The sequence below is a fragment of the Candidatus Paceibacterota bacterium genome, assembly GCA_040905715.1.
Taxonomy (GTDB): domain Bacteria; phylum Patescibacteriota; class Minisyncoccia; order Phycocordibacterales; family CSBR16-193; genus JBBDHZ01.
The window spans coordinates 137,023-157,100 of the sequence record JBBDRA010000002.1 but is presented as its reverse complement, the minus strand read 5'-3'; the positions used below and the strand labels follow the sequence as shown (position 1 = coordinate 157,100).

Annotated in this window: 24 protein-coding genes and 5 tRNA genes; 9 read left to right on the top strand and 20 right to left on the bottom strand. The window is 45.9% G+C overall.

Annotation, left to right across the window (positions count from 1 at the left end):
- Nucleotides 1-3: 3 nt before the first annotated feature.
- The 5 genes from WD312_00900 to WD312_00880 form a co-directional block, all read right to left on the bottom strand.
- Nucleotides 4-651, bottom strand: coding sequence for an LAGLIDADG family homing endonuclease (locus WD312_00900; protein ID MEX2563661.1), 648 nt, complete (start codon nucleotides 649-651; stop codon nucleotides 4-6).
- A 68-nt stretch (nucleotides 652-719) separates the two neighbouring features.
- Nucleotides 720-1,295: a 50S ribosomal protein L19 gene (gene rplS, locus WD312_00895; GenBank protein MEX2563660.1), complete on the bottom strand. Its 576-nt coding sequence runs from the start codon at nucleotides 1,293-1,295 to the stop codon at nucleotides 720-722.
- Nucleotides 1,296-1,330: 35 nt separating this feature from the next.
- Entirely contained in the window at nucleotides 1,331-2,083 is a 753-nt protein-coding gene (locus WD312_00890; GenBank protein MEX2563659.1) for an RluA family pseudouridine synthase, read from the bottom strand.
- A 43-nt stretch (nucleotides 2,084-2,126) separates the two neighbouring features.
- A complete protein-coding gene (gene uppS, locus WD312_00885) occupies nucleotides 2,127-2,858 on the bottom strand; it encodes a polyprenyl diphosphate synthase (protein MEX2563658.1) in 732 nt (243 codons plus the stop codon).
- Complete coding sequence (locus WD312_00880) at nucleotides 2,855-3,154, bottom strand: acylphosphatase (protein ID MEX2563657.1); 300 nt, start codon at nucleotides 3,152-3,154, stop codon at nucleotides 2,855-2,857. The genes uppS and WD312_00880 overlap by 4 nt, the downstream gene beginning before the upstream one ends.
- A gap of 186 nt (nucleotides 3,155-3,340) precedes the next feature.
- On the opposite strand from WD312_00880, the gene WD312_00875 reads away from it, so the two are divergent.
- A tRNA-Val gene (locus WD312_00875) sits at nucleotides 3,341-3,414 on the top strand.
- 641 nt (nucleotides 3,415-4,055) lie between these two features.
- Here the strand turns inward: WD312_00875 and WD312_00870 are convergent.
- The 12 genes from WD312_00870 to WD312_00815 all read right to left on the bottom strand — a co-directional run bounded on the left by WD312_00870 (nucleotide 4,056) and on the right by WD312_00815 (nucleotide 12,697).
- Entirely contained in the window at nucleotides 4,056-4,571 is a 516-nt protein-coding gene (locus WD312_00870) for a type II secretion system protein (protein ID MEX2563656.1), read from the bottom strand.
- Nucleotides 4,572-4,639: 68 nt separating this feature from the next.
- Nucleotides 4,640-6,328 carry a ribonucleoside-diphosphate reductase subunit alpha gene (locus tag WD312_00865; protein MEX2563655.1) on the bottom strand — a complete coding sequence of 563 codons (1,689 nt, stop codon included), beginning with the start codon at nucleotides 6,326-6,328 and terminating at the stop codon, nucleotides 4,640-4,642.
- A gap of 19 nt (nucleotides 6,329-6,347) precedes the next feature.
- Nucleotides 6,348-7,658: a ribonucleotide-diphosphate reductase subunit beta gene (locus tag WD312_00860; protein MEX2563654.1), complete on the bottom strand. Its 1,311-nt coding sequence runs from the start codon at nucleotides 7,656-7,658 to the stop codon at nucleotides 6,348-6,350.
- 314 nt (nucleotides 7,659-7,972) lie between these two features.
- Nucleotides 7,973-8,551: a host-nuclease inhibitor Gam family protein gene (locus tag WD312_00855; GenBank protein ID MEX2563653.1), complete on the bottom strand. Its 579-nt coding sequence runs from the start codon at nucleotides 8,549-8,551 to the stop codon at nucleotides 7,973-7,975.
- Nucleotides 8,552-8,867: 316 nt separating this feature from the next.
- Nucleotides 8,868-8,939 (bottom strand) — tRNA-Arg (locus WD312_00850).
- A 403-nt stretch (nucleotides 8,940-9,342) separates the two neighbouring features.
- Nucleotides 9,343-9,681 carry a hypothetical protein gene (locus tag WD312_00845; GenBank protein MEX2563652.1) on the bottom strand — a complete coding sequence of 113 codons (339 nt, stop codon included), beginning with the start codon at nucleotides 9,679-9,681 and terminating at the stop codon, nucleotides 9,343-9,345.
- Between the two features lie 2 nt (nucleotides 9,682-9,683).
- A complete protein-coding gene (pilO, locus tag WD312_00840; protein ID MEX2563651.1) occupies nucleotides 9,684-10,229 on the bottom strand; it encodes a type 4a pilus biogenesis protein PilO in 546 nt (181 codons plus the stop codon).
- Nucleotides 10,230-10,234: 5 nt separating this feature from the next.
- On the bottom strand, nucleotides 10,235-10,786 hold the full coding sequence (locus WD312_00835) for a hypothetical protein (GenBank protein MEX2563650.1): 552 nt from the start codon (nucleotides 10,784-10,786) through the stop codon (nucleotides 10,235-10,237).
- Nucleotides 10,783-11,847, bottom strand: coding sequence for a pilus assembly protein PilM (gene pilM, locus WD312_00830; GenBank protein MEX2563649.1), 1,065 nt, complete (start codon nucleotides 11,845-11,847; stop codon nucleotides 10,783-10,785). The genes WD312_00835 and pilM overlap by 4 nt, the downstream gene beginning before the upstream one ends.
- Nucleotides 11,848-11,906: 59 nt before the next feature.
- Nucleotides 11,907-12,290, bottom strand: coding sequence for a Holliday junction resolvase RuvX (gene ruvX / locus WD312_00825; protein ID MEX2563648.1), 384 nt, complete (start codon nucleotides 12,288-12,290; stop codon nucleotides 11,907-11,909).
- Nucleotides 12,291-12,356: 66 nt separating this feature from the next.
- Nucleotides 12,357-12,440, bottom strand: a tRNA-Ser gene (locus WD312_00820).
- Nucleotides 12,441-12,445: 5 nt separating this feature from the next.
- Nucleotides 12,446-12,697: a DUF5652 family protein gene (locus tag WD312_00815; protein MEX2563647.1), complete on the bottom strand. Its 252-nt coding sequence runs from the start codon at nucleotides 12,695-12,697 to the stop codon at nucleotides 12,446-12,448.
- Nucleotides 12,698-12,826: 129 nt separating this feature from the next.
- Between WD312_00815 and WD312_00810 the strand changes: the two genes are divergently transcribed.
- Nucleotides 12,827-13,351: a hypothetical protein gene (locus tag WD312_00810; protein ID MEX2563646.1), complete on the top strand. Its 525-nt coding sequence runs from the start codon at nucleotides 12,827-12,829 to the stop codon at nucleotides 13,349-13,351.
- 211 nt (nucleotides 13,352-13,562) lie between these two features.
- Nucleotides 13,563-13,634 (top strand) — tRNA-Arg (locus WD312_00805).
- A 397-nt stretch (nucleotides 13,635-14,031) separates the two neighbouring features.
- On the opposite strand, the gene rpsT is transcribed toward WD312_00805, so the two are convergent.
- The gene (gene rpsT / locus WD312_00800) at nucleotides 14,032-14,298 is read right to left on the bottom strand and encodes a 30S ribosomal protein S20 (GenBank protein ID MEX2563645.1); all 267 of its coding nucleotides are present in this window, start codon (nucleotides 14,296-14,298) and stop codon (nucleotides 14,032-14,034) included.
- A 237-nt stretch (nucleotides 14,299-14,535) separates the two neighbouring features.
- Nucleotides 14,536-14,922: a hypothetical protein gene (locus tag WD312_00795; protein MEX2563644.1), complete on the bottom strand. Its 387-nt coding sequence runs from the start codon at nucleotides 14,920-14,922 to the stop codon at nucleotides 14,536-14,538.
- Here WD312_00795 and ruvA point away from each other — a divergent pair.
- The 5 genes from ruvA (at nucleotide 14,908) to WD312_00770 (ending at nucleotide 19,193) form a co-directional block, all read left to right on the top strand.
- Nucleotides 14,908-15,591 (top strand): Holliday junction branch migration protein RuvA, encoded by a 684-nt coding sequence (gene ruvA / locus WD312_00790; protein MEX2563643.1) that lies wholly within the window; start codon nucleotides 14,908-14,910, stop codon nucleotides 15,589-15,591. The genes WD312_00795 and ruvA overlap by 15 nt on opposite strands.
- Before the next feature lie 10 nt (nucleotides 15,592-15,601).
- Nucleotides 15,602-16,912: a UDP-N-acetylmuramyl-tripeptide synthetase gene (murE, locus tag WD312_00785; protein ID MEX2563642.1), complete on the top strand. Its 1,311-nt coding sequence runs from the start codon at nucleotides 15,602-15,604 to the stop codon at nucleotides 16,910-16,912.
- Nucleotides 16,913-17,008: 96 nt separating this feature from the next.
- The gene (mutM, locus tag WD312_00780; protein MEX2563641.1) at nucleotides 17,009-17,965 is read left to right on the top strand and encodes a bifunctional DNA-formamidopyrimidine glycosylase/DNA-(apurinic or apyrimidinic site) lyase; all 957 of its coding nucleotides are present in this window, start codon (nucleotides 17,009-17,011) and stop codon (nucleotides 17,963-17,965) included.
- Nucleotides 17,966-17,986: 21 nt separating this feature from the next.
- Nucleotides 17,987-18,571, top strand: a complete 585-nt coding sequence (locus tag WD312_00775) for a VTT domain-containing protein (protein MEX2563640.1) — start codon at nucleotides 17,987-17,989, stop codon at nucleotides 18,569-18,571.
- Between the two features lie 37 nt (nucleotides 18,572-18,608).
- Nucleotides 18,609-19,193: a VTT domain-containing protein gene (locus WD312_00770; protein MEX2563639.1), complete on the top strand. Its 585-nt coding sequence runs from the start codon at nucleotides 18,609-18,611 to the stop codon at nucleotides 19,191-19,193.
- A 3-nt stretch (nucleotides 19,194-19,196) separates the two neighbouring features.
- Here WD312_00770 and WD312_00765 read toward each other — a convergent pair whose 3' ends face one another.
- On the bottom strand, nucleotides 19,197-19,664 hold the full coding sequence (locus tag WD312_00765) for an RNA methyltransferase (GenBank protein MEX2563638.1): 468 nt from the start codon (nucleotides 19,662-19,664) through the stop codon (nucleotides 19,197-19,199).
- A gap of 230 nt (nucleotides 19,665-19,894) precedes the next feature.
- On the opposite strand from WD312_00765, the gene WD312_00760 reads away from it, so the two are divergent.
- A tRNA-Lys gene (locus tag WD312_00760) sits at nucleotides 19,895-19,967 on the top strand.
- The last annotated feature ends 111 nt before the right edge of the window (nucleotides 19,968-20,078 follow it).

The following is a 20,078-nucleotide window of genomic DNA, read 5'->3' as shown; positions in this document are numbered from 1 at the left end:
TTATTATCGAGGCACTACTAAAGCATCTATCTTTTTCTTTTTTCTCCTCAAATGAAGTGCGCTGGAAGTATAATACATTTTATTGATTATTTCCAGAGTGCTTTCTTTTGCATAACGTAACTGATATACCTTTGATTTTTTACAAAAAATTACATTCGCTTTTATACCAATGAGACGCTCATTAGTTTGTGAAATCCATTCAAGAAATTTCTGACTTGCACCAATAAAAGTTAAATAAAACATATAACTATTCGTCCATCGCTTATCCCAATAACTATAAAAATGTCCATCCCCATCAAATTCCCCTCTTAAAAAATCAAAAAAGTATTCGTCGGGAATATCAAGCTTTCTTAATGTCTTACTCTTTGCTGAGGTTATACCTATTTCAGTAAGAAACTTATAAAAAAGAACATCACTGAACTGAACATGCCAACTTGTATACCCTCTTCCGGATGATTTTTGAGTAATTTTTACGTCAATATCAAGAGCTTTAATAAAATTTTCAAGTTGATCGTAATCATTCGATGTTACGTCAATATGCCTACCATCTTTTGATAAACATCCATCTGCCGCAAGCAAACCAATTGCATACGCAAAGTTAGACGACCACTGTATCCGCACCTTCCCTTTTGGTTTTGATCCACGTCTCATATCTCTAGTGTTTATTGTATACCAAATTAGATAAAAGTAAATCCACAAGCTGTGGATTTACTTTCTACTTATTCTTTTGTTTCTTCTCCACCGGATTGTTTTTCTTCGACCGGTGACTCATCTGGTTGTGTTTCTGATTGTGTCTCGTTAGTTGTTGCTTCCTCGGCTGCTTCCCCGACGCCCTCGGGTCGGGGCTCCGACTCGTCTTGCGACGTCGGAGCTGCCACCGCCTCTTCTGCTTTCGTTGCTTCTTGTTCTTCAGATTCAGAGAATGCAAGCTCGCCCATCAACATCATGCGGCGCATCTCTCGACGGATCTGCTTAGCCACCTTCTCACGAACGTGATAAATGTTGCTTTGGCGAACCTTTGATCGACGCAGTATCTCGATCTTATCAATGTTTGGAGAGTAAAGCGGAAAGATCTTTTCAACACCGTATCCTTCAGATGTTCGGCGAACGGTAAATGTAGCACCGGGCTCAGCACCGTGCTTGCGCGCGATCACCAAACCTTCAAAAGGCTGGGTTCGGGTTTTACCTTTCTCGATGATCTTCGTATGTACACGAATAGTATCACCCGTTCGAATATCGGTCTCTTTGCGCTTCTCTATATTTACCGGTGAAAATGTAACCGTTGGCGTAGTCATAATGAAAGATAATGTAACACAGCTTAGTTAGAGTTTCAAGTACTTGTATCAGTTTGAGCCTCTTTTTTCAATGCCTCGACCGCATTTTCAAAATCTTGCGGGTAAGGAGCAGTGAATACCACCCTCTCGCCGCTTGTGGGGTGCGTAAACGTGATCTGATATGCATGCAGGGCCGAACGACTGAAACCGAGCAATCGCTCGCGATGAGACGCATAGAGATGATCACAAACAATCGGGTGCTTGATCGCAGCGCAGTGCACCCGAACCTGGTGAGTTCGTCCTGTTTTCGGGCGGACCTTTAGAAGCGACGCTTTGGGCGCACTCAGTGCAACCCAGTACTCAGAATATGCCGGCCGCATGCGGCCGCGCATTGTTTCAGGGTTGGTGGTGCGTCGTTTAAAATTAACCGAGCTCCGGCCTATTGGCTGATCGATCTCTCCATACCGACCTTTCACTGCACCGTATACGATCGCGTGATACCATTTTTCTACTTCTCTCTCCTGAAACTGATTCTTTAACTTTTTGTATGCACGCTGATTACGAGCAATGACCATCACACCGGAGGTGTCGCGATCGAGCCGATGAGCAAGGCCGGGCTTGGGTATGGTTTTGCCGCCCTCCAGTTTAAGTGGTTCACCAACATCAACAAGCGATGGATCATGCTCGAGAAGCCAGTCTGTGAGCGTGTACTCCTCGTCGCGTCCATTACCGTGGACGTTCAAACGAGGTGGCTTTGAGATAACAATTATATCTTCATCTTCAAAAAGTATTTCAGGGATTGGATTCATGTATTGAGTGTCTACATCAAAAACGTAGAAAGAGAAATTTATTCTATTTTCCGAAAGATCGTTTACGCAGTGAGTAATCATACAACACCTTTGTAAACTCCGTTCGAACAAAATCAGGCCAAAGCGTATCAGAAAAATACAGTTCCGCATAGGCTGCTTGCCAGAGTAGGAAGTTCGAAAGCCGACGCCGACCGCCGGTACGAATAATAAGATCCGGATCCGGTATGCCGGATGTCCATAAGTAACCGCTTACTATATCCTCGGTAATATGATCGTGGCCTCCCTGCGTATCAAGTATTCGATTGATCGCATCGACGATCTCGCCACGTGATCCATACGGAGCAGCAATGACAAGCGTCAGAGCGGTGTTGTGCTGCGTCTCACGCTCGATACGCGTCATGCCGGTCTGTATATCCTTTGGTAGACGTTCACGCTCGCCGATGAACACAATTTTTACGTTATTACGTTTAGCGTAGTTGATCTGGGAACGGAAGAAGTGACGAAAGAGTCCCATCAATGCACTCACTTCTTCTTCTGAACGATTCCAATTCTCGCTTGAGAACGCATAGACGATCACGTACGGGATCTTTTCTTCCTTTGCCCATTGCATTAGATTATTGAGCTTGTTGTAACCGACTCGGTGTCCCTCAACAGTTGGCAGACCGTTTCGTTTCGCCCAGCGGCGATTGCCGTCCATGACCACGCCCACACACTGCGGTGAACCCTCTACAGGTAGCTCGCGTTTGGCATTCAAATGTTCGTCGCGATAGGTCATACTATTTTCTTGATCTTAAAGTCAGTGAACGTATCTTGTAGTGAATCGTGCCAAGAAACATCAACTTCTTCGACCTCTGCAAAGTGCGGACCTTTGTGAAGCTGTCTAACCAGTTCTTCTAACTGCTCCTTTTCACCTTGAGCGATCACTTCAACAGAGCCATCATCAAGATTTGTAACATAACCGGTGAGCCCGAGTTCATCAGCGCGTTTTTTAACGAACGTACGAAAATTCACCCCTTGCACCTTGCCGGTAATAGAAGCCTCAATTTCTTTTTCATCGGTTGCAGATCTCATTACTTTCAGTATAGGGAGATTTGGTGTTTCTTGCAAAAAATGAATAAGTTTCGTAGGCTATATGACTATAGGGCGTTTAGCTTCCCGCTACGCTCTCACTGGCAATCGAGCTTCGCAGGACGAGACGCGGTACAAATTAAATACAACTTGTCCTTCGAAGCTCGGGTGACAACCCGAGCGAAGTAGGGGCGTTTAGCTCAGTTGGCTAGAGCAATCCGTTTACACCGGATAGGCCGGGGGTTCGAGTCCCTCAACGCCCACAGCGACGAAGGAGCGAGGACGATGAGGCGTAGCCGCGACAGCGGCGTAACGCGGACTCGAAAAGGTTCTTCAACTATTTTGTGAGGAACGAAACAAAATAGTGAAAACCTGTACAGAATCTGTAAGATTTGAGTCCCTCAACGCCCACAAAGCAAAAATCTGTGCGAATTATTCGTGCAGATTTTTGCTTTGTGGGCGTTGAGCAGGCAAACTGCTTTGCCTGCGTAGGGACGAGAAAGGCGCAGCCGAATGTGTGTTTCTTGCTAGCGAAGCGCTCCATCTCCAAAAAAGCACACATTCGCTTCGCGGATGTTTTCGAAGAAAACACAAGAAGATTTGTTTGCGAAGCAAGGCAAAAACCACGAGAGGGGCTGAAACATAAACTGCTTTATGTTTCAGGAGGTTCGCGAAGCGAAATCACCGATGTCGAGCTGTGCGAGACCGGTGATAACGGAACGCGCAAAATTTCCGTCAGGAAATTTATGTGTGACCGAGCCCCTACCGGAAGCCCCACCCCACAAAACAAAACTTCCACATCCTGTTCTTGTGATTAGGTTTGTGCAAAAAAGTACCAAATAAACACTAAAGACCGGGTCTTTAGTGTTTATTTTAGCTATACGGACACTCGCACAGAGAGGCTTTAGCAATTCACGCAATATCCAGGGTGATCAGCGTCTTCACCTACATGAGCTTGGCACGAACCGTCAACACAATAGTATACGCTACTCTGTTGATCAAAGTTATCCGCCCACTCTTCGTCAGGAAATCGACAGTCCTCTAGCGGAGAAGTGTCGCTAGGACAAAATCGAACACTGATCTGATACGTATCAACATCACCATCTCCGTCTATGTCCCACACATCCCAGTCATACACACTCCCCGGCCACGGTCCTTCCGGCCATCCATCTGAAGTAAGGTACTCATCAAGACCCGGTGACTGGCCCCGATTAGCATCTGCCGGGTACTCACCGTGCTCATTATAGTAAAACTCCATTGCCTCACGGATACTTCTCATCTCTGCTTTCGCTCGTGCAAAGTGGGCAGAATCTCGAGCCACACTCAACGACGCCAACACAACCGCAGAAAGTATGCCGATGATAGCGATGACAACGAGTAATTCAATAAGGGAAAAACCTTGCTGATCTTCTTTTCTCATTATCACCAGTGTACCATTTTGTGTTTCTATTTTTACGTGACTCCACCCGTCTCCTGCCATCAAAGATATCAGGCCTCGCAATTCAAACAGATCTTTTTGCGGCTCAACGCCTGCGCCGCGTTTACACTATGCTGATAGTAAAGCGCCTTAATTCCCTGACGCCACGCCTGAATGTACAGTTGATTAATATCTTTTGCCGAAACATCGGGAGAAACAGCAATGTTCAAGGACTGCCCTTGGTCTATGTACTGCTGCCGTACCGCCGCTTGCTCGATTACTACAGATTGATCCAATTCCGCAAAAGTCCGGAACACCTTTCTTTCTTCTTCAGTAAGAAACTCCAAATGCTGAACCGATCCGTCGTTATTGCGAATGTCTTCCCAAACTTCACGAGTATTCTTTCCCTTTTCTTCTAAAAGATCTTCGAGAAATGGATTTTTAATGGTGACTTTTAACTTTTGTACATCTTTGACATAACAGTTTGACCAAACCGGTTCGATACTCTGCGATACTTGTCCGAGAATAAACGCAGAAGACGTTGTTGGGGCCACAGCCATAAGCGTGGTGTTTCTCCTTCCATATCCCTTTAACACTTCAGGCTCTCCCAAGTCCTCTGCGAGAGCTTCTGAAGCTGTATATGCCTTTTCCCGAATAGACTTAAAGATCTCAACATTAAGTTGATTCGCCTCGTCGCTTTCAAAGGAAAGCATTCGTGACTGGAGCAGTGAATGCCATCCAAGTACGCCGATCCCAATAGCTCGATTCTCTTTCGCAAATGTATATGCTCTCTCCATGAACTGAAAGGCCAATTGTTTTTCCTTCTTATCAGAATCCCGCATCGCCTCTAATTTCGTGCAGAAGTCGGTGATGACCGCGTCAAGGAAGTACGTCATTGTCTCTACCAGATCAGTGTCTTTCCAGTCATCATAGTGAAGGACGTTCAATGATGACAAACAGCACACGAACGACCACTTTTCGTTTGAGGGAAGCATTATTTCACTGCACAGATTACTTGCGTAGATCTTATGACCTTTATCCTTGTACACATCGACCGTATTATTGTTGGCGTTATCAGAGAACATGATATATGGGTATCCGATCTCGCTTCGTCGCTGTATTACCTTTGCCCATAGAGCCCGCTTCTCTTCATCGCCGTCGACCATCGCCTGAAGCCACTCATCACTTACTGTTACCGCGTGATTCAAATTCTGTATAGGATTTCCCTCTGTTGCTATCTGCAGAAACTCTTCTATATCCGGATGTTCGATCGGAAGATATGGAGAAAAATGACCCCGCCTCACAGAACCCTGACTCACCACATCTACCATCAGGTCAAAAAGCTGCATGAAATGAACTGAGCCGGAAGAGTGTCCGTTCTGACTTATGTTCGATCCGCGAGATCTCAGTGCGCCGAAGTATCCGGACGTTCCACCGCCAAATTTACTCATCATACCTACCTCCGACTGGGTAAACATAATGCTCCCCATACTGTCGCCCACATACGAACCAAAACAACTGATCGGAAGCCCTTTGTCGATCCCGAAATTCGACCACACAGGAGACGCGAGAGAGATGTACCCTTTTGCCATATAGTCATAGAACTTGTCGGCAAACCCTTCTTTGCCGAGATACCGTTCAGCGGTGTCGGCTATCTCTCGGATGCGCTCTTGTGCACTCTGACCTTCCTGCAAATACCCCCGCTCCAAGAATGCAATACTGTTTTCATTGAGCCAATAAAAGTCTTGTTTTTTCTCCATACAGATCTGTTTTAAAATGCTAAAAAAGGTCAGCGCTCGTTATGCTGCTTTTTCGTTTGTTGTAATTAATTGACCGCTTTGCAAAGAAATCGACGTGCTTTGTGCCGATCACTTCTTCATCGAACCAGCTGAGAGACGAAACGATCTCTTCATCCACTTCAAAGAGCGGCTTCATTTTAATACTCACCAGTGAATTATTGAGCCTTTGCTTTATAAACTCTTTCACGTCCTTTTTCGGTAGAAAATCAAGCTCTCCTGCCTCGAAGATCCAATCGACTATTCCCTCCTCTGCCTTGAATGCTTCCTGTGTCATATTCTCAATGAGAGCTTTTGTTCTATCATCAAACCACTCCGGGTGTTCGCGATGAATCGTATTGATAAGGTCGATACCAAAGAGTCCGTGGATCTGTTCTTCTTTCGATGTGGCCTCAACAGTATTCGAGATGCCCTTAAAAAGGTTCTTGTATTTATTGAATGACATCATTACCAGAAACTGTGAGAACAACGACACATGTTCAACGAAGAGAGAGAATAGGAGAATTGCCTGTGTGTATTCTTTGTTGTCATCGGTCCGAGATAGCGCAACCACTTTTTCAAGATACGCAACCCGGCCTTGTATAACCGGCACATCAACGAGGTCTTCAAATTCATTATTGAGACCGAGGATCTCAAGGAGGTGAGAATACGCATTCATATGCCGCACCTCGCTTTCAGCGAAGGTGTACCCGACCGCGCCAAGCTCCGGCTTTGGCATTTTTTTATAGAGATCTCCCCAGAACGTTTTGACCGCCACTTCGATCTGAGCAATGGCCAGCATTGCATTTTTAAGAGCGCTTCTTTCTATGTCCGTGATATTTACCTTGTAGTCGTGCACATCACTTGTGTAATTGAATTCGGTATGGATCCAGTACGAATGCCGTATAGCATCAACGTATTCCACGAGTTCCGGATATTCATACGGCTTAAGGTTGATCCGTTTGCGAAAAAGGTCTCGCTCACGCATCTCCTTTCGTTTATTCCTGTACAAGATATACGCCTTAGCGACATCATAAAACTCCATTTCCATAAGCGCTTCTTCGACCAGATCCTGGATCTCCTCTACTGAAGGTTTTCCGTCTTTACATTTTTTCTTCGGTGAACTATCAGGGAGCTTTGCATCCTGTTCACACATCTCTACCACCTTTTTTTCAACATTTTTTGCCACCTTTGTCGCGTCAGCGTTGCTGCCACCCTCAATCGCATCAAACGCTTTTGTAACTGCCTTGGTGATCTTACTGCTATCAAATACCTGAACAGAGCCATTGCGTTTCCGAACTTCAGTGATTTTCATATAAGTGAAGTTACTGATAAACCAACAGCGCCCATTTCTGTTTAACAGAAAACGTGTGCACTTCGTGCACACGTTAATTCGACTTATATATAGAAAGTCGACGAAACGCGCGTCACGGTGAGCTTTGGAAAAGTTCGATAAAGAAGGTCTGACTTTACAGTAGCGCGACTGTGGGGAATTACACCCTCTTCCTCTTTATCTACTCACTTGTGTTGTTGGGATAGAAGTATATCACAAATTAAAAAGCTGCAATGACCGGATTCTCCACACAAAAAGCAACCGCAAGGGTTGCTTATATTTCTTCGCCTTTCTCCTTACTTTTTGCCGGAGAGCTTTTGAAGTGTCTGAACATCTTTCGAGACCCCTTCCACGGTCTCAGAGGGCTTTACGAAGAACCGCTGAGGTGTTTTGAGCACAACACCCTTAATGCGGCAACCGGCTTCCAGAAAAGCTTTGATAGCTATCTTGTTCAGTCGCGGAGTCTGTATCAACAACTTTCGACTTAGACTGCGCTGCTTGATACGAGCTATCACCGAATCTTCAGCTTCTATTACTTCCACGGTGGTATTCCCTAATCTCCAACCAAGTTGCCCGTTGCTTACCTTCACACTTTGCTGAAGTCCGCCCTGAGTAACCGCCTCGGCGTTCTCCTCACAGAACTGATAGAGCTCATCTAGCTTTTCCTGAACCACAGTAGCACTCTGCTGTGTTCGTGATCGGAACGACTCGCGAACCTCTTCGATCTGCTGATCCATTTGCGCCTGCAACTCATCGAGCGAACGCTTTGCCGATCCAATACTGGCTATTCTCTCTTCGATATACTGTATTTGTTCACCCGTTAGCTGAGGAGATCTGTTCTCGCCGACTTTCGCTTTTACCTTCTTCTTCACCATCTTGGCATCCTTTATATTTGAAGGAACATGAAACGCCTGCTAGTGAAGACTGGTTTTGCCGACAGTTTGTTACGGTGGGATATTTTAAGAGGTGCTCTGGTTGTGCGACTTTTAGCCCTTATGAGCGGAAGCGAGTTAGAAATAAAGAAGTACTCTGGTAGTGCTCCCGGCAGGAAAGAACATCTGGAAAACCCACGGTTTTTCCACCTTTCCTTCACGGGGAACTACCGTTCCCCGACCCCTTCCCGGTTCGATTCCTACTCCAAAATACGAAACACACGGATGTTTTTTTCAAAAACATCCGTGTGTTTCATTGTGCTCCCGGTAGGAATCGAACCCACATTGAGGGGATAGAAGCCCCTTGTTCTATCCGTTGAACTACGGGAGCAAGTGAGAAGCAAAATTGAAGTTTACTTCTATTTTCTTCGAACGCAGATCCCGAAAGCTTCGCTTACGGGAGCAAGTGAACGGCATCACGCAAAAGCATACTCTCTGACAAGTGAGTGATACGAGAAAACTCGTTTTCATCGTATCACGAACGAAGTCAGAGAAAGCTATGCGACTTTGTTTTCTTATGAACAGCTTCGCTGTGAATTAGAAAACAAGAAGTGCCCTGGTGGTGCTTGCTTTTGCATGATCCGCGAATGTAGCTTTCGAAAGCTTCGCTTACTCTGACAAGCGAGGAGCGGTCGGAAACGCGTTTACGTACCGTCCGAGCGTTGTCAGAGCAAGTTTACTTACGGGAGCAAATTCTGCTCACTCAATAAGCAAGCCCCAAAACCATACTACCATTACTCTGAAGGGTCAATTATGACCTCGGCTTCGCGTTGAAATTCACCGGAACGTCTCTTTTTTTGCTCGTAATGTTCAATGATATTTGTCAGTTCATTTTTTTGAAGTTGAGCACTGCTATTCTCTTCCTGCACAACAGTGCTCGCAAAAAAGGTTCCTGACTCTACCTGAATGTACATATACCACGCAATAACGGCGACCACTACATTTACTACAATAAACGCAGCGCTCATGATCTGCCAGTCATGCTCCGGTTGAAACATTGGGTGCGCACCGGTACCCCGCCCCTTGCCTTGCGGGATCACTGCGCGTAGTTGTTTTTTAATACGAGCGAACATAATTATAGAGTTGAAGTTAATTTAACGACATCTAATTTTACCTTTGCCTCCCACTGAATAGCAGGGCCCTCTTCTTCTCCGGTGCTTTTCTGAGAAAAATTAAAAGCAGTCACCGTGATCTTGAATGGCAATGTTTCTATTAGAGCGACCGAACGGTATACCTCCTGCCAACTTCCGGAGATCACTACGTTCATCTGTAAAAGCTCCCCTTGATCTGATTCGTCCTCATCCAATGTCTCTACTGATTCTGTACTGATAGTGGCCCCGCTTTGTGTGCCAACTTCTTCCACCATGCTCAAGAAATCAGGTGTTTCATCTGCACCCACAATATATGAGCCAAGACTGTTGATCTCTTGAACGTTGTTCTCAAGTGTTTCCTGTACTGACTCTGAACGTTGCTGACGCTCACGCTCAACCCTCACCTGTTCTGCAATAGCATTCGCTTCACTGTTCACTGATCGTATCTCGTAGAAAAAACCGATCACAATACCGCTCACAACGAGAACGACAAGACATGATATTGATAATGTTTTTATACTCGAGGACATATGTGTTAGAGGGTTCCGGTTAAGGTCATGGAGAACTCAATATTCTCTCGCTCCGCAAAATTCGAGATCGGTAGATCAACTTCATCGAAATACGAAACTTCTTCGAGTGCTTGTTTTAACGCGGTGAGAGCGTCCCGATCCGCAGCAACACCGGTCACTGACAAAAGGATACTGCGCTCACCATCTTCTGTGATTTTGCGCTCGTAACTCATACCGCGTAATCTTACCTCTTCCGTCAGGTTATCAACTAAATTCTCTATGAGGACATAGGCCGGAATGTAATTTTTGTGTGGAGTCAGAATAGATATCATTTGATTCGCGCGTTCAAGACGTTCTGCATACTCTTGCGATCTTTTACTGTCTGTTGATCTTTCCAGATGATCAAGTTCTTGGCTAAGTGCTTGTTTACGCGCCTGCACATGCATATAGGATGGCAGCAACGCAATACCGACAATAACACCGGTCACACACGCAAAAATAACCACGACAACCATGCGGCGCACATTATATTCGCGGCGAACTCGTTTTTTCTCACTCTCTGGTAGCAGGTTGATCATATATTTTGAGGAAGTGCCAAACCGATCGCGGCAGCATACCGCAGTGCTTCATCAACAGGTATCTCTGGTACAGACTCGTCAAATGTCATCGCGTTTATCCAGACATTCGCGGTCTCAACATCAACCGAAAATGTTTCAGCAAGCTTTTTCTGAAACTGTTTATCGAGGGCGTGATCTCCACATATAAGAAATTTTTTCACTTGGTTGTCCTTTTGTGACCCGATGCCACGCGAATGCCAATAATCATACACTCGCTTTACTTCAGCAAGTATCTCAGACGCATTCGAGAAAAAAGTATCTTCTTCACTTATTGAATCTTCCTTATTATCAACAAGCTCCCCTTCTTGGGTGATCGAAGTGCTAGAAGTTAAAACACTTGAACCTGCATTTTTTGTAGGAAACGCTGACGTGAAGTGTACTGTATTATTATTTACGATATATACCACCGATGTTTCCGTATCGATATTTATAACCAAGAATGAATTTGGATTTTCCTTTGGGACCACCGATCGCGCGATAGCTTGCGACTCAACCATAAGTGACATCGGGCGTAACCCGCTTGATCGAATTACATCAATATACATTTCTACAACATTGATCGGGAGTGCCGAGACAGCAACATCCACATCTTCCGATACCTTTACGGACTTTCTACCTATCACGTTGTAATCGAACACTACATTTTCCGCTGACAGAGGAACGTTTTCTTCGATCGTGAAGCTAATAGCGTCTCGCATTTCATCAGGGTTTGCAGCGTACGGAACTGTTGTATGAAATACGTATGATTTTTCTTCGGGGAGAGAGACTCGCACAAACTTAAGACCGTTCTCTTCGCGGATTTTTGTAAGAGCTGCTACAAGTTCCTCTTTTTTCTCAATAGAGCCTTCTTCGATCACGTCATTAGCTATCTTTTGCATCCCGTAATTTTGAAGCCCAAGAACTCCGCGGTCTTCGCGAAGCTCAATGAAACGTATTTCTCCATCAGCAATATCAAGCCCGGCAGTCGGCATCTGAAGAAATGTTGGTGCTGGAAAAAAGTGCAGGAACTCGTTGCTTGTCATAGAGGTATTATAACGCAGGTGCGTGCGTTTCAAAACCTGCTTATGCGCACAAGAAAAACCTATTCCTTGTGGCGATCAAGAAAACTCTGGAGTATCAACGCTGCTGCAGAAGCGTCGAGCGTGGCTTTGTTTTCTTCGGTGCGCGCGGCGTGTGCAGTAGTAAGAAATTCCGGTTCAAGTTCTACCTTGACTGCTTCATCTCGTTCAAGCACCTCCTTCACCTGACGCGCTTCTTTCATTACCGGGTTATCCTCTCCTTTAAAATTTGTTGATAAACCAAGCACGATCACCGAAACCTCGTGCTCTGCGCATAATCGTTTGATCTCATTAACGAGATCATCATTATTCGGGATCACTTTCAATGGATTCGCAAATGTTCCTGACTCGTCTGAGAGAGCAAGACCAACTTTCTTTGTGCCGAAGTCGATACCGAGATATTTCATACAGTATTCAGTATCTCGTATTCGGTATGCAGTAGCAAGTGAGCAAACTCATAAATAATCTCGGTGCGGAGGGCGTGGGACTCGAACCCACAAGGGCGTGAACCCGCCGGTTTTCAAGACCGGTGCCTTAGCCATTCGGCGCAGCCCTCCGTATGTTATTTTTCAATGTCTGACGACGAGTGTCTCGAATCAGCATTCGTTTCTTCCACTTCAACAGTGTACTGCTTCGCAATAAAGAATATATAGATGATTTCGAGAATAGCAAGGCTGTTAACGATCAACAGCACGATAAACCACCTCATGTGTGATCGACGTGCCGCCATCCATAATGCTGTTCCTTTAAACGGCAAGGTAACCACAACAATAGCAAGCAGTGTTACAAGCGTCGAATCATTAATATTCTCCATCTACGCCATCTTACCAAAGAGAAGCACTCGCCACAATAATTAGGTTTTGTAATATCTATATTCATCTAAGAAACGGTATCGAAAACGTTGATTGCTGCATGCGTGTGTGTGATATAATAATATCTATCTATGGCACGATCACCTCAGTCAACTCATACCTTGGTGCACTCGCACCCTGACCTTCCTGAAAAACTTGAGTGGTCAACGCTAGAGCATGAGCATCTAAACAAAACAGCTGATTGGTACTGGGCAGTTGGACTTATTGCTCTTTCTATTGCGATGGCATCTATTATTTTCGGAAACTTTTTGTTTGCAATCCTGATCGTTATAGCCGCAATTGCGTTGATGATCCAGTCGCTCAACGGTCCTGCGGAAATGAATATTGCTATCACGAGTCGAGGCGTAGTAATCAACAAAAAACTATATCCATTTAACACTCTTGAATCATTTTGGGTAGAAAACGATGAAGAGAGCCAGGAAGGACCAAAACTACTGGCTAAATCTCATAAGATACTCATGCCACTCATTGTTATTCCGATCAATGAAGAAGAGGTGGATCCGGAAGATGTTACCGACTACATGCTTGATTTTGTGGATGAGGAAGAGTTGTTTGAACCACTTTCGCAAAAAATCATGGAGTGGATGGGCTTTTAGTTGTTCTAACAGCAAAGCCCTGCTTTACAGCGCATTCGTTTCAGGATACAGTTTATCGCGTTGACGCAAGCCTTGCTCCCGTAAGCAAAGCTGTTCAAAAGAAAACAAAGTCGCATAGCTTTCTCTGACTTCGTTCGTGATACGATGAAAACGAGTTTTCTCGTATCCCTCACTTGCCAGAGAGTATGCTTTTGCGCGATACCCCTCATTTGCTCCCGTAGTTCAACGGATAGAACGCGGGCTTGCGGAGCTCGTAATGTAGGTTCGATTCCTGCCGGGAGCACAAATTAAAAAATCAGGTTTTACCTGGTTTTTTTAATTTGTGTTTCCGGAGAAAGTGCATTTCTGCACTTTCGTCAGGAATCGAAGCGCCGGAACATATCGCGTAGCGATGTGAGGCGCCGGCCAGGCGAATGTGTGTTTTTTGCAAGTGTAACGTTCCGTATCCAAAAAAGCACACATTCGCTTCGCGGATGTTTTCGAAGAAAACACAAGAAGCCTTATTTGTTTGAGCGAAGCAAAATACTTAGAACTCGCGGGGCCGATTCCTGCCGGGAGCACTTCTTTTTCTAGTTCTCCGCCAGCCAGCGGGGCATCAGAAAATTAAGTACACCAAATTTAATAAAAAATAAGACACCGAACGGTGTCTTATTTTTATTGATCTTTGTATAAAGGTTAACTTACTCCTGCACCCGCTTGATCGCACCTACCAGTCTTGATTTCTTGCGTGCGGCAGTGTTTTTCTTAATAACCTTTCGCTTCAAGGCCTTGTCGATCGCCTCGTAGGCAGCCGGCAGATTCTCCTGCGCCTCCTTCACATCACCGGCAATAGTAAGGTCGCGAACTTTTTTGATCGCTTTTTTCATTAAAACTTTCTTTCGCTGATTAAATACGGTTTTTTTCCGATCAGCTCGAAGTGATTTTTTACTTGCCTGTAGATTTGGCATACGCGAGTATCCTACATCACCTGATCAAAAAAGGCAACATGTCCGAGAGAGATCGCTACTGATTACTCATAGCATAAAGGACCTCTCTGCACCCTCCGAAACAGACGTGTGAGAATCCGAACGGCGTTTTCCAGGAAGGAAAAGCTTGTACACTTCTAGAAGTGTACAAGCAGGTTTTGTATATAAATAAAAAGACGTCGAGGATACCTCGACGTCTTGCTGGTGTGGAAACGGGCTTCAGACCTGATTGACGGGTCTCGGCAAGCATTGGCGAGCAAAGAATCTACTCCGTTTACGGGAAAGTGTTCCGTCTGTTTCTTCCTTGATCCAGCCGCGGACCCAGTCCAGCGCCTTCTCCTCCTTGGCAGTCTGCCACCTGTATTGACCGGAGCGCCTCATCCACGGACGCCGTCGTCGTCGAACAATGAACACGCCGGCTTTACGGAACACCCATATGTCCCATATGTCTTTCTTCTCACGCACCCAGTACCGACGGCCGCACTGTTCGTCAGCCCTGAAACCGAGTCTCCGAAGCTGAGCTTCTACCGACTTCGAAAACTTATCGCCATTCAAAGATGTAGTCACGCGACTCTCCTTATCTAGAAGGAAATGAATATCATGCATGTACTATCCATAATTGTTATACGTAAAACACTAATAACTGTCAACGAACTGTTTTTGCGCGCGCTTCCAGTTTCGCTCTTCACAAGTTATGATAAAGCCATGATCCGCGTACTCACCGGCACTGTCATATCTCAAAACGCTAATTCACTCGTTATTGACACGGGCGGTGTTGGCTATGTTGTATACTGCCCGAGTGACATTGCGCTCAACACCGCTCATAGTGAGCACATCACGCTCTGGACGCATCTAGCAGTACGAGAGAACTCACTCGATCTTTATGGATTTACCAGCGAAGAGAACGTGCAGCTCTTTGAACTCCTCCTCACTGTCTCCGGTATCGGTCCTAAAAGCGCTCTGGGTATTCTTAACGTTGCCGATGCTAATGCCCTAAAGAACGCCGTCGCAGCCGGCGACACCTCCCACCTCGTAAAGGTATCCGGCATTGGCAAAAAAAATGCTGAAAAGATCGTGCTGGAATTGCGTGGCAAGCTCGAAGCAGTCGACGAAGAAGCGGGTACGTACCGCGATACCGATAGTGAAACCTTTGAAGCACTTACCTCATTAGGCTACTCTGCCTCTGAGGCGCGCGACGCTGTACGCAACCTTCCAACTGACATTACCGACACCGGTGAGCGTATTAAGGAAGCGCTTAAAAACATGGGCGCCTAACATTTCTCGTATGCAACTCGATGACATTTTATTCTCCATAAAAAAACTGATCCCGAAGAGTGTGTTTCATTTTTTCCAGCCGGCGTATCATTTCTCACTAGCTTTTTTGGGATACCTTGTTTACCGTAACCCATCAAAACACCTCACTGTCATTGCTGTAACCGGAACCAAAGGGAAGACAACTACTACAGAATTACTTAACGCTATCCTAGAAGAAAACGGCCATCCGACCGTCCTCACAAATACAGTTCGCATAAAGGTTGCCGAACGATCAGAGCGGAACCTCTTTAAAACATCAGTTCGGGGACGATTCTTTCTTCAGCGGACCATGCGTCAAGCGGTAAACACCGGTTGTACCTATGCAGTTATTGAATTAACCTCCGAAGGAGCCAAGCAGTTCCGCCACCGTTTTATTGAACTCGATGCACTCATCTTCACCAACCTTCACCCTGAGCACATCGAATCGCACGGCTCTTTTGAGCAGTACCGAGAAGCAAAACTTGATATAGCCCGCGGGCTCGCGCGCTCACCAAAAACCCCTAAGTATATAGTTGCTAACGCAGATGACCCTGAACACAGCAAGTTCGTAACCGCAGCGGGCTCCAGTTGCTCACCGGTTCTTTTCTCGCTTGCAGACGCACAGCCATACTCAACCAGTGAAAACGGTCTCGAATTTATCTTTGAAGAAACATCTATGGTTTCACCTTTGCTCGGCGCCTTCAATCTCTCCAATATTCTCGCGGCTCTCACCTGTCTGCGTACCTTTGGCATACCGGTAGAAACAGCTAAACGAGCTATCGAGACCTATACCGGGACACCGGGCAGAGTAGAGGAGATCACCGAGGGACAAGATTTTCGTGTTTTTATAGACTACGCCCACACCCCTGACTCACTCAAACAACTCTACGAAACATTTCCTAAAACAAAAAAAGTATGCGTGCTTGGCAACGCCGGCGGCGGACGCGACACCTGGAAACGAAAAAGTATGGGTACGATCGCTGATACTCATTGCGATGAGATCATCCTCACGAACGAAGACCCGTACGATGAAGACCCTCGATCGATCGTTGAGGAAATGAAAACAAGCATCACCAAAAAACCGTGTGCGATCATTATGGATCGACGAGAGGCTATTCATACAGCCCTGCAAAAAGCTTCCTCCCTCACAAAAGCTACAGAGGGTGAGCAAAACAAAAACATTGTTGTTCTCATCACCGGCAAAGGTACCGACCCGTACATCATGGAAGCAAATAACACAAAAACTCCGTGGAGTGATGCTGAAGTAGCGCGAGAAGAACTTGCAAAGTTGAGAGGTAGGTAATATATGTTGCTGTATAACACCTGCTGGATGTTACGCTTTTAATCAACACTAAACTAGAGTACTAATTACCACATACTCAATCTAGATACTGCTCATATGCCTGAACTCCCCGAGGTGCATACAACTACTACGCAGATTCGAAAGGAATTAGTTGGAACAACGATCACTGACGTCTGGTCGGATATTCATGTCGACGCAACCCATCGAACCGACACCCTCAAAAGCGAGCGTTTTTACCGCACATTCAAACGTGCCGTCATCGGCGCAGCTATCACCAATGCCACGCGCCGCGGAAAGAATATATTGATCGAGCTCACGAACGACCGCACGATACTGATCCATATGAAGATGACAGGGCATGTAATGTACGGCAGGTATACAAAAACCAAAGATCTACAGAGTGCAAAACGAGTTCCTGAAAACTGGCGTGGCGAGAAGTGGGTTCCGGTCGCAGAAAAAGACTCCCCGCTCTGGGATCCATATAATCGGTTTATCCATCTTGTCTTTTCTCTTTCCAACGACAAGCACCTTGTTCTCTCTGATGTGCGTAAATTTGCAAAAATAACACTTCTTCCTACTTCTACTATAGACACCGTCAGTGACATTTCAGCTCTTGGCCCTGACCCGTTCGACCTATCCCCGAAAACATTCCGTGATCGGATCCGCCGGAAACAAAGCGGGCGGATCAAAACAGTTCTAATGGATCAGTCGGTCCTTGCCGGGGTGGGAAACATCTACTCCGACGAAGCACTCTGGATGAGTAGCATACATCCGGAAACCGATGTTCAGAAACTCAGTGACCTACAGTTAACAAAGCTCCACCAGTCACTCAAAAAAGTAATGGCCCGCGCCATTGAGACAGGTGGGGATTCCGATTCAGATTACCGTAATATTTACGGAGAAAAAGGCCAATATCAGAATTTTCACCAAGTTTATCGAAAAAAAGACGCCCCCTGCTCACGTCGCGGATGTTCTGGTATAATAAAGAGAATTGTTGTTGGTGGCAGAAGCGCGCATTTTTGTCCTGTTTGCCAAAAAACCGCCAACACCTAATAAAATGCTAAGAATATCCTTATGCTCCCCACCTGGATAACTAAATATTTTTTTGTCGCTCTCTTTGTTGGCATGATCTCTGCCGGTGAGATCACGCTTATCCCTGCTGTTTATCTCGGCTATATGAGCGGCATTGCTCTTCTAAGCGTTCTTGGTGTAGCTCTGCTTGGATCACTTTTCTCAGATACATTTTGGTACTGTATAGGTCGCCGCTTTCCAAAGCAGCGTCTGATGCGCTACCGACTCATCCAACGAGAAACAGCACGAGCAGAAAAGCTTAAACCTTTTTACGACAAACATAAGCTGCGAATGATCTTTCTTTCTAAGTTTTTATTTGGTACCGGCATCTTCTTTCAGGTGCTCGCCGGAATGAACCATGTACCATATCGCCATTACATCCTCGCGAGCACCTCTGCCACACTCGTGTGGTTTGGTGTGGCCACCGTGTTCGGTGTCATCCTAGGCGCCAGCATTGACGTACTTAAAGATGTTATGACCGGTGCCGGCATCGCCGCCACAGCAACACTTATTGTCACCCTCCTTTCCTATGCCGGTGTGTACTGGTTCACCAAACGCAAACTATCTTTCTCCCGAGCAAGCAGATAATGCAGATGGCGGTCTTTAGGTCTTGATCATTTTTATAATGTTCTCATTTCCAGCAATCGTCTACTTTTATTTCGCCTACACTATAGGAGTTATTTTTTTAGGCGAGGCTTTCGTGCTTCCGGGTATTTATCTTGGCTATACCGGGCGCCTGGATCTAGAGCTTGTGCTTATATTTACACTATGCGGAGCCCTGCTCGCCGACACTTTTTGGTATACGCTCGGTCTCCTTATTCCGAAAGAGCGATTAGCGCACTATCGATACGTACGGTCTAGACTCGACCGAGCAAAACCGTTTGATGAGTTCTTTAGACAACATAAACTCCGCGTGTTATTTTATTCAAAATTCTTATTCGGCACCCGAATGGTCTTTCAGCTCCTGGCCGGAATATACCGAGTTCCGCTTTGGCAATACGCCCTTGTTGTACTACTAAGCAACATTGTCTGGATTCTACTGCTTACGGTGATCGGTCTTGTTTTGGGTGCCGGTCTTGCAACGCTAGAAGATACAGCATTTGGCCTCCAGATCGCGCTTACTGCATTACTGGCCGTCACCCTTGGCATCTATTTTGTTGGCCGACCTGCAGTAAAGTGGCTTTTTAAACATCGCGAACAAGACGAGTAACTATCAACAAAAAAGTACAATACCGGCAGCAACTGAAACATTGAGTGATTCTTTCTTTCCGCACATCGGTATCTCGACGAGCTCATCGCACTGACGGCGCAACTGAGAAGATATGCCCCGCACTTCGTTTCCTAAGATCCAGCAAATATCTTGCAATTCTTTTTTCTGAGATGAATATTTCGTAAGCGGAATTGACCGCTCATCCTGCTCAACACCCACCACCCGAACGCTTTGATCTTTTAGTTCCTTTACGAGTGGCCCGGGCTGAGCATGATACTCCCACGCAACAGAACCTTCGGCGCCTAATGCGGTCTTGGAAATGTCGCTTCGCGTCCGTCCGTGTCGATCGGTCGGTGTTGGCGTGTAGCCGGTCAGAAATATTTTCTCAACACCGGCAGCATCAGCTGTCCGAAAAATAGAACCGACATTGTAGGTGGAGCGAATGTTGTGGAGTAATAAATAAGTGGCCATAATTGAAACGCTCTCTATTCTATGCTATAAATTGAAATCAACGCAAGAGCAATAATACTCTTGCCGCAAATTACCCGCCCGTAAGCAAAGCTTGCGAACGGTCAATCGCGGATCATGCGAGAGCTAGCTCTCGCGCGATACCGCTCATTCCCGCCCGTAAGAAAATCTTTCGGGCGGTGCATTCGGACGAAACATAAATATATATGATATATTTCTGATCGTCCTCACTTCCGCCCGTAGCTCAGTCGGTAGAGCAGCTCCCTTTTAAGGAGACGGTCGTAGGTTCGATTCCTACCGGGCGGACAACAAAACAAAGGCACGGGTTTTCTCCCGTGCCTTTGTTTTGTATGCTTGGGAAGGAATCGAACCGAAGGTGCCTAAAAACAAGGAGCCTGCCTGTTGGCAGACAGGCTT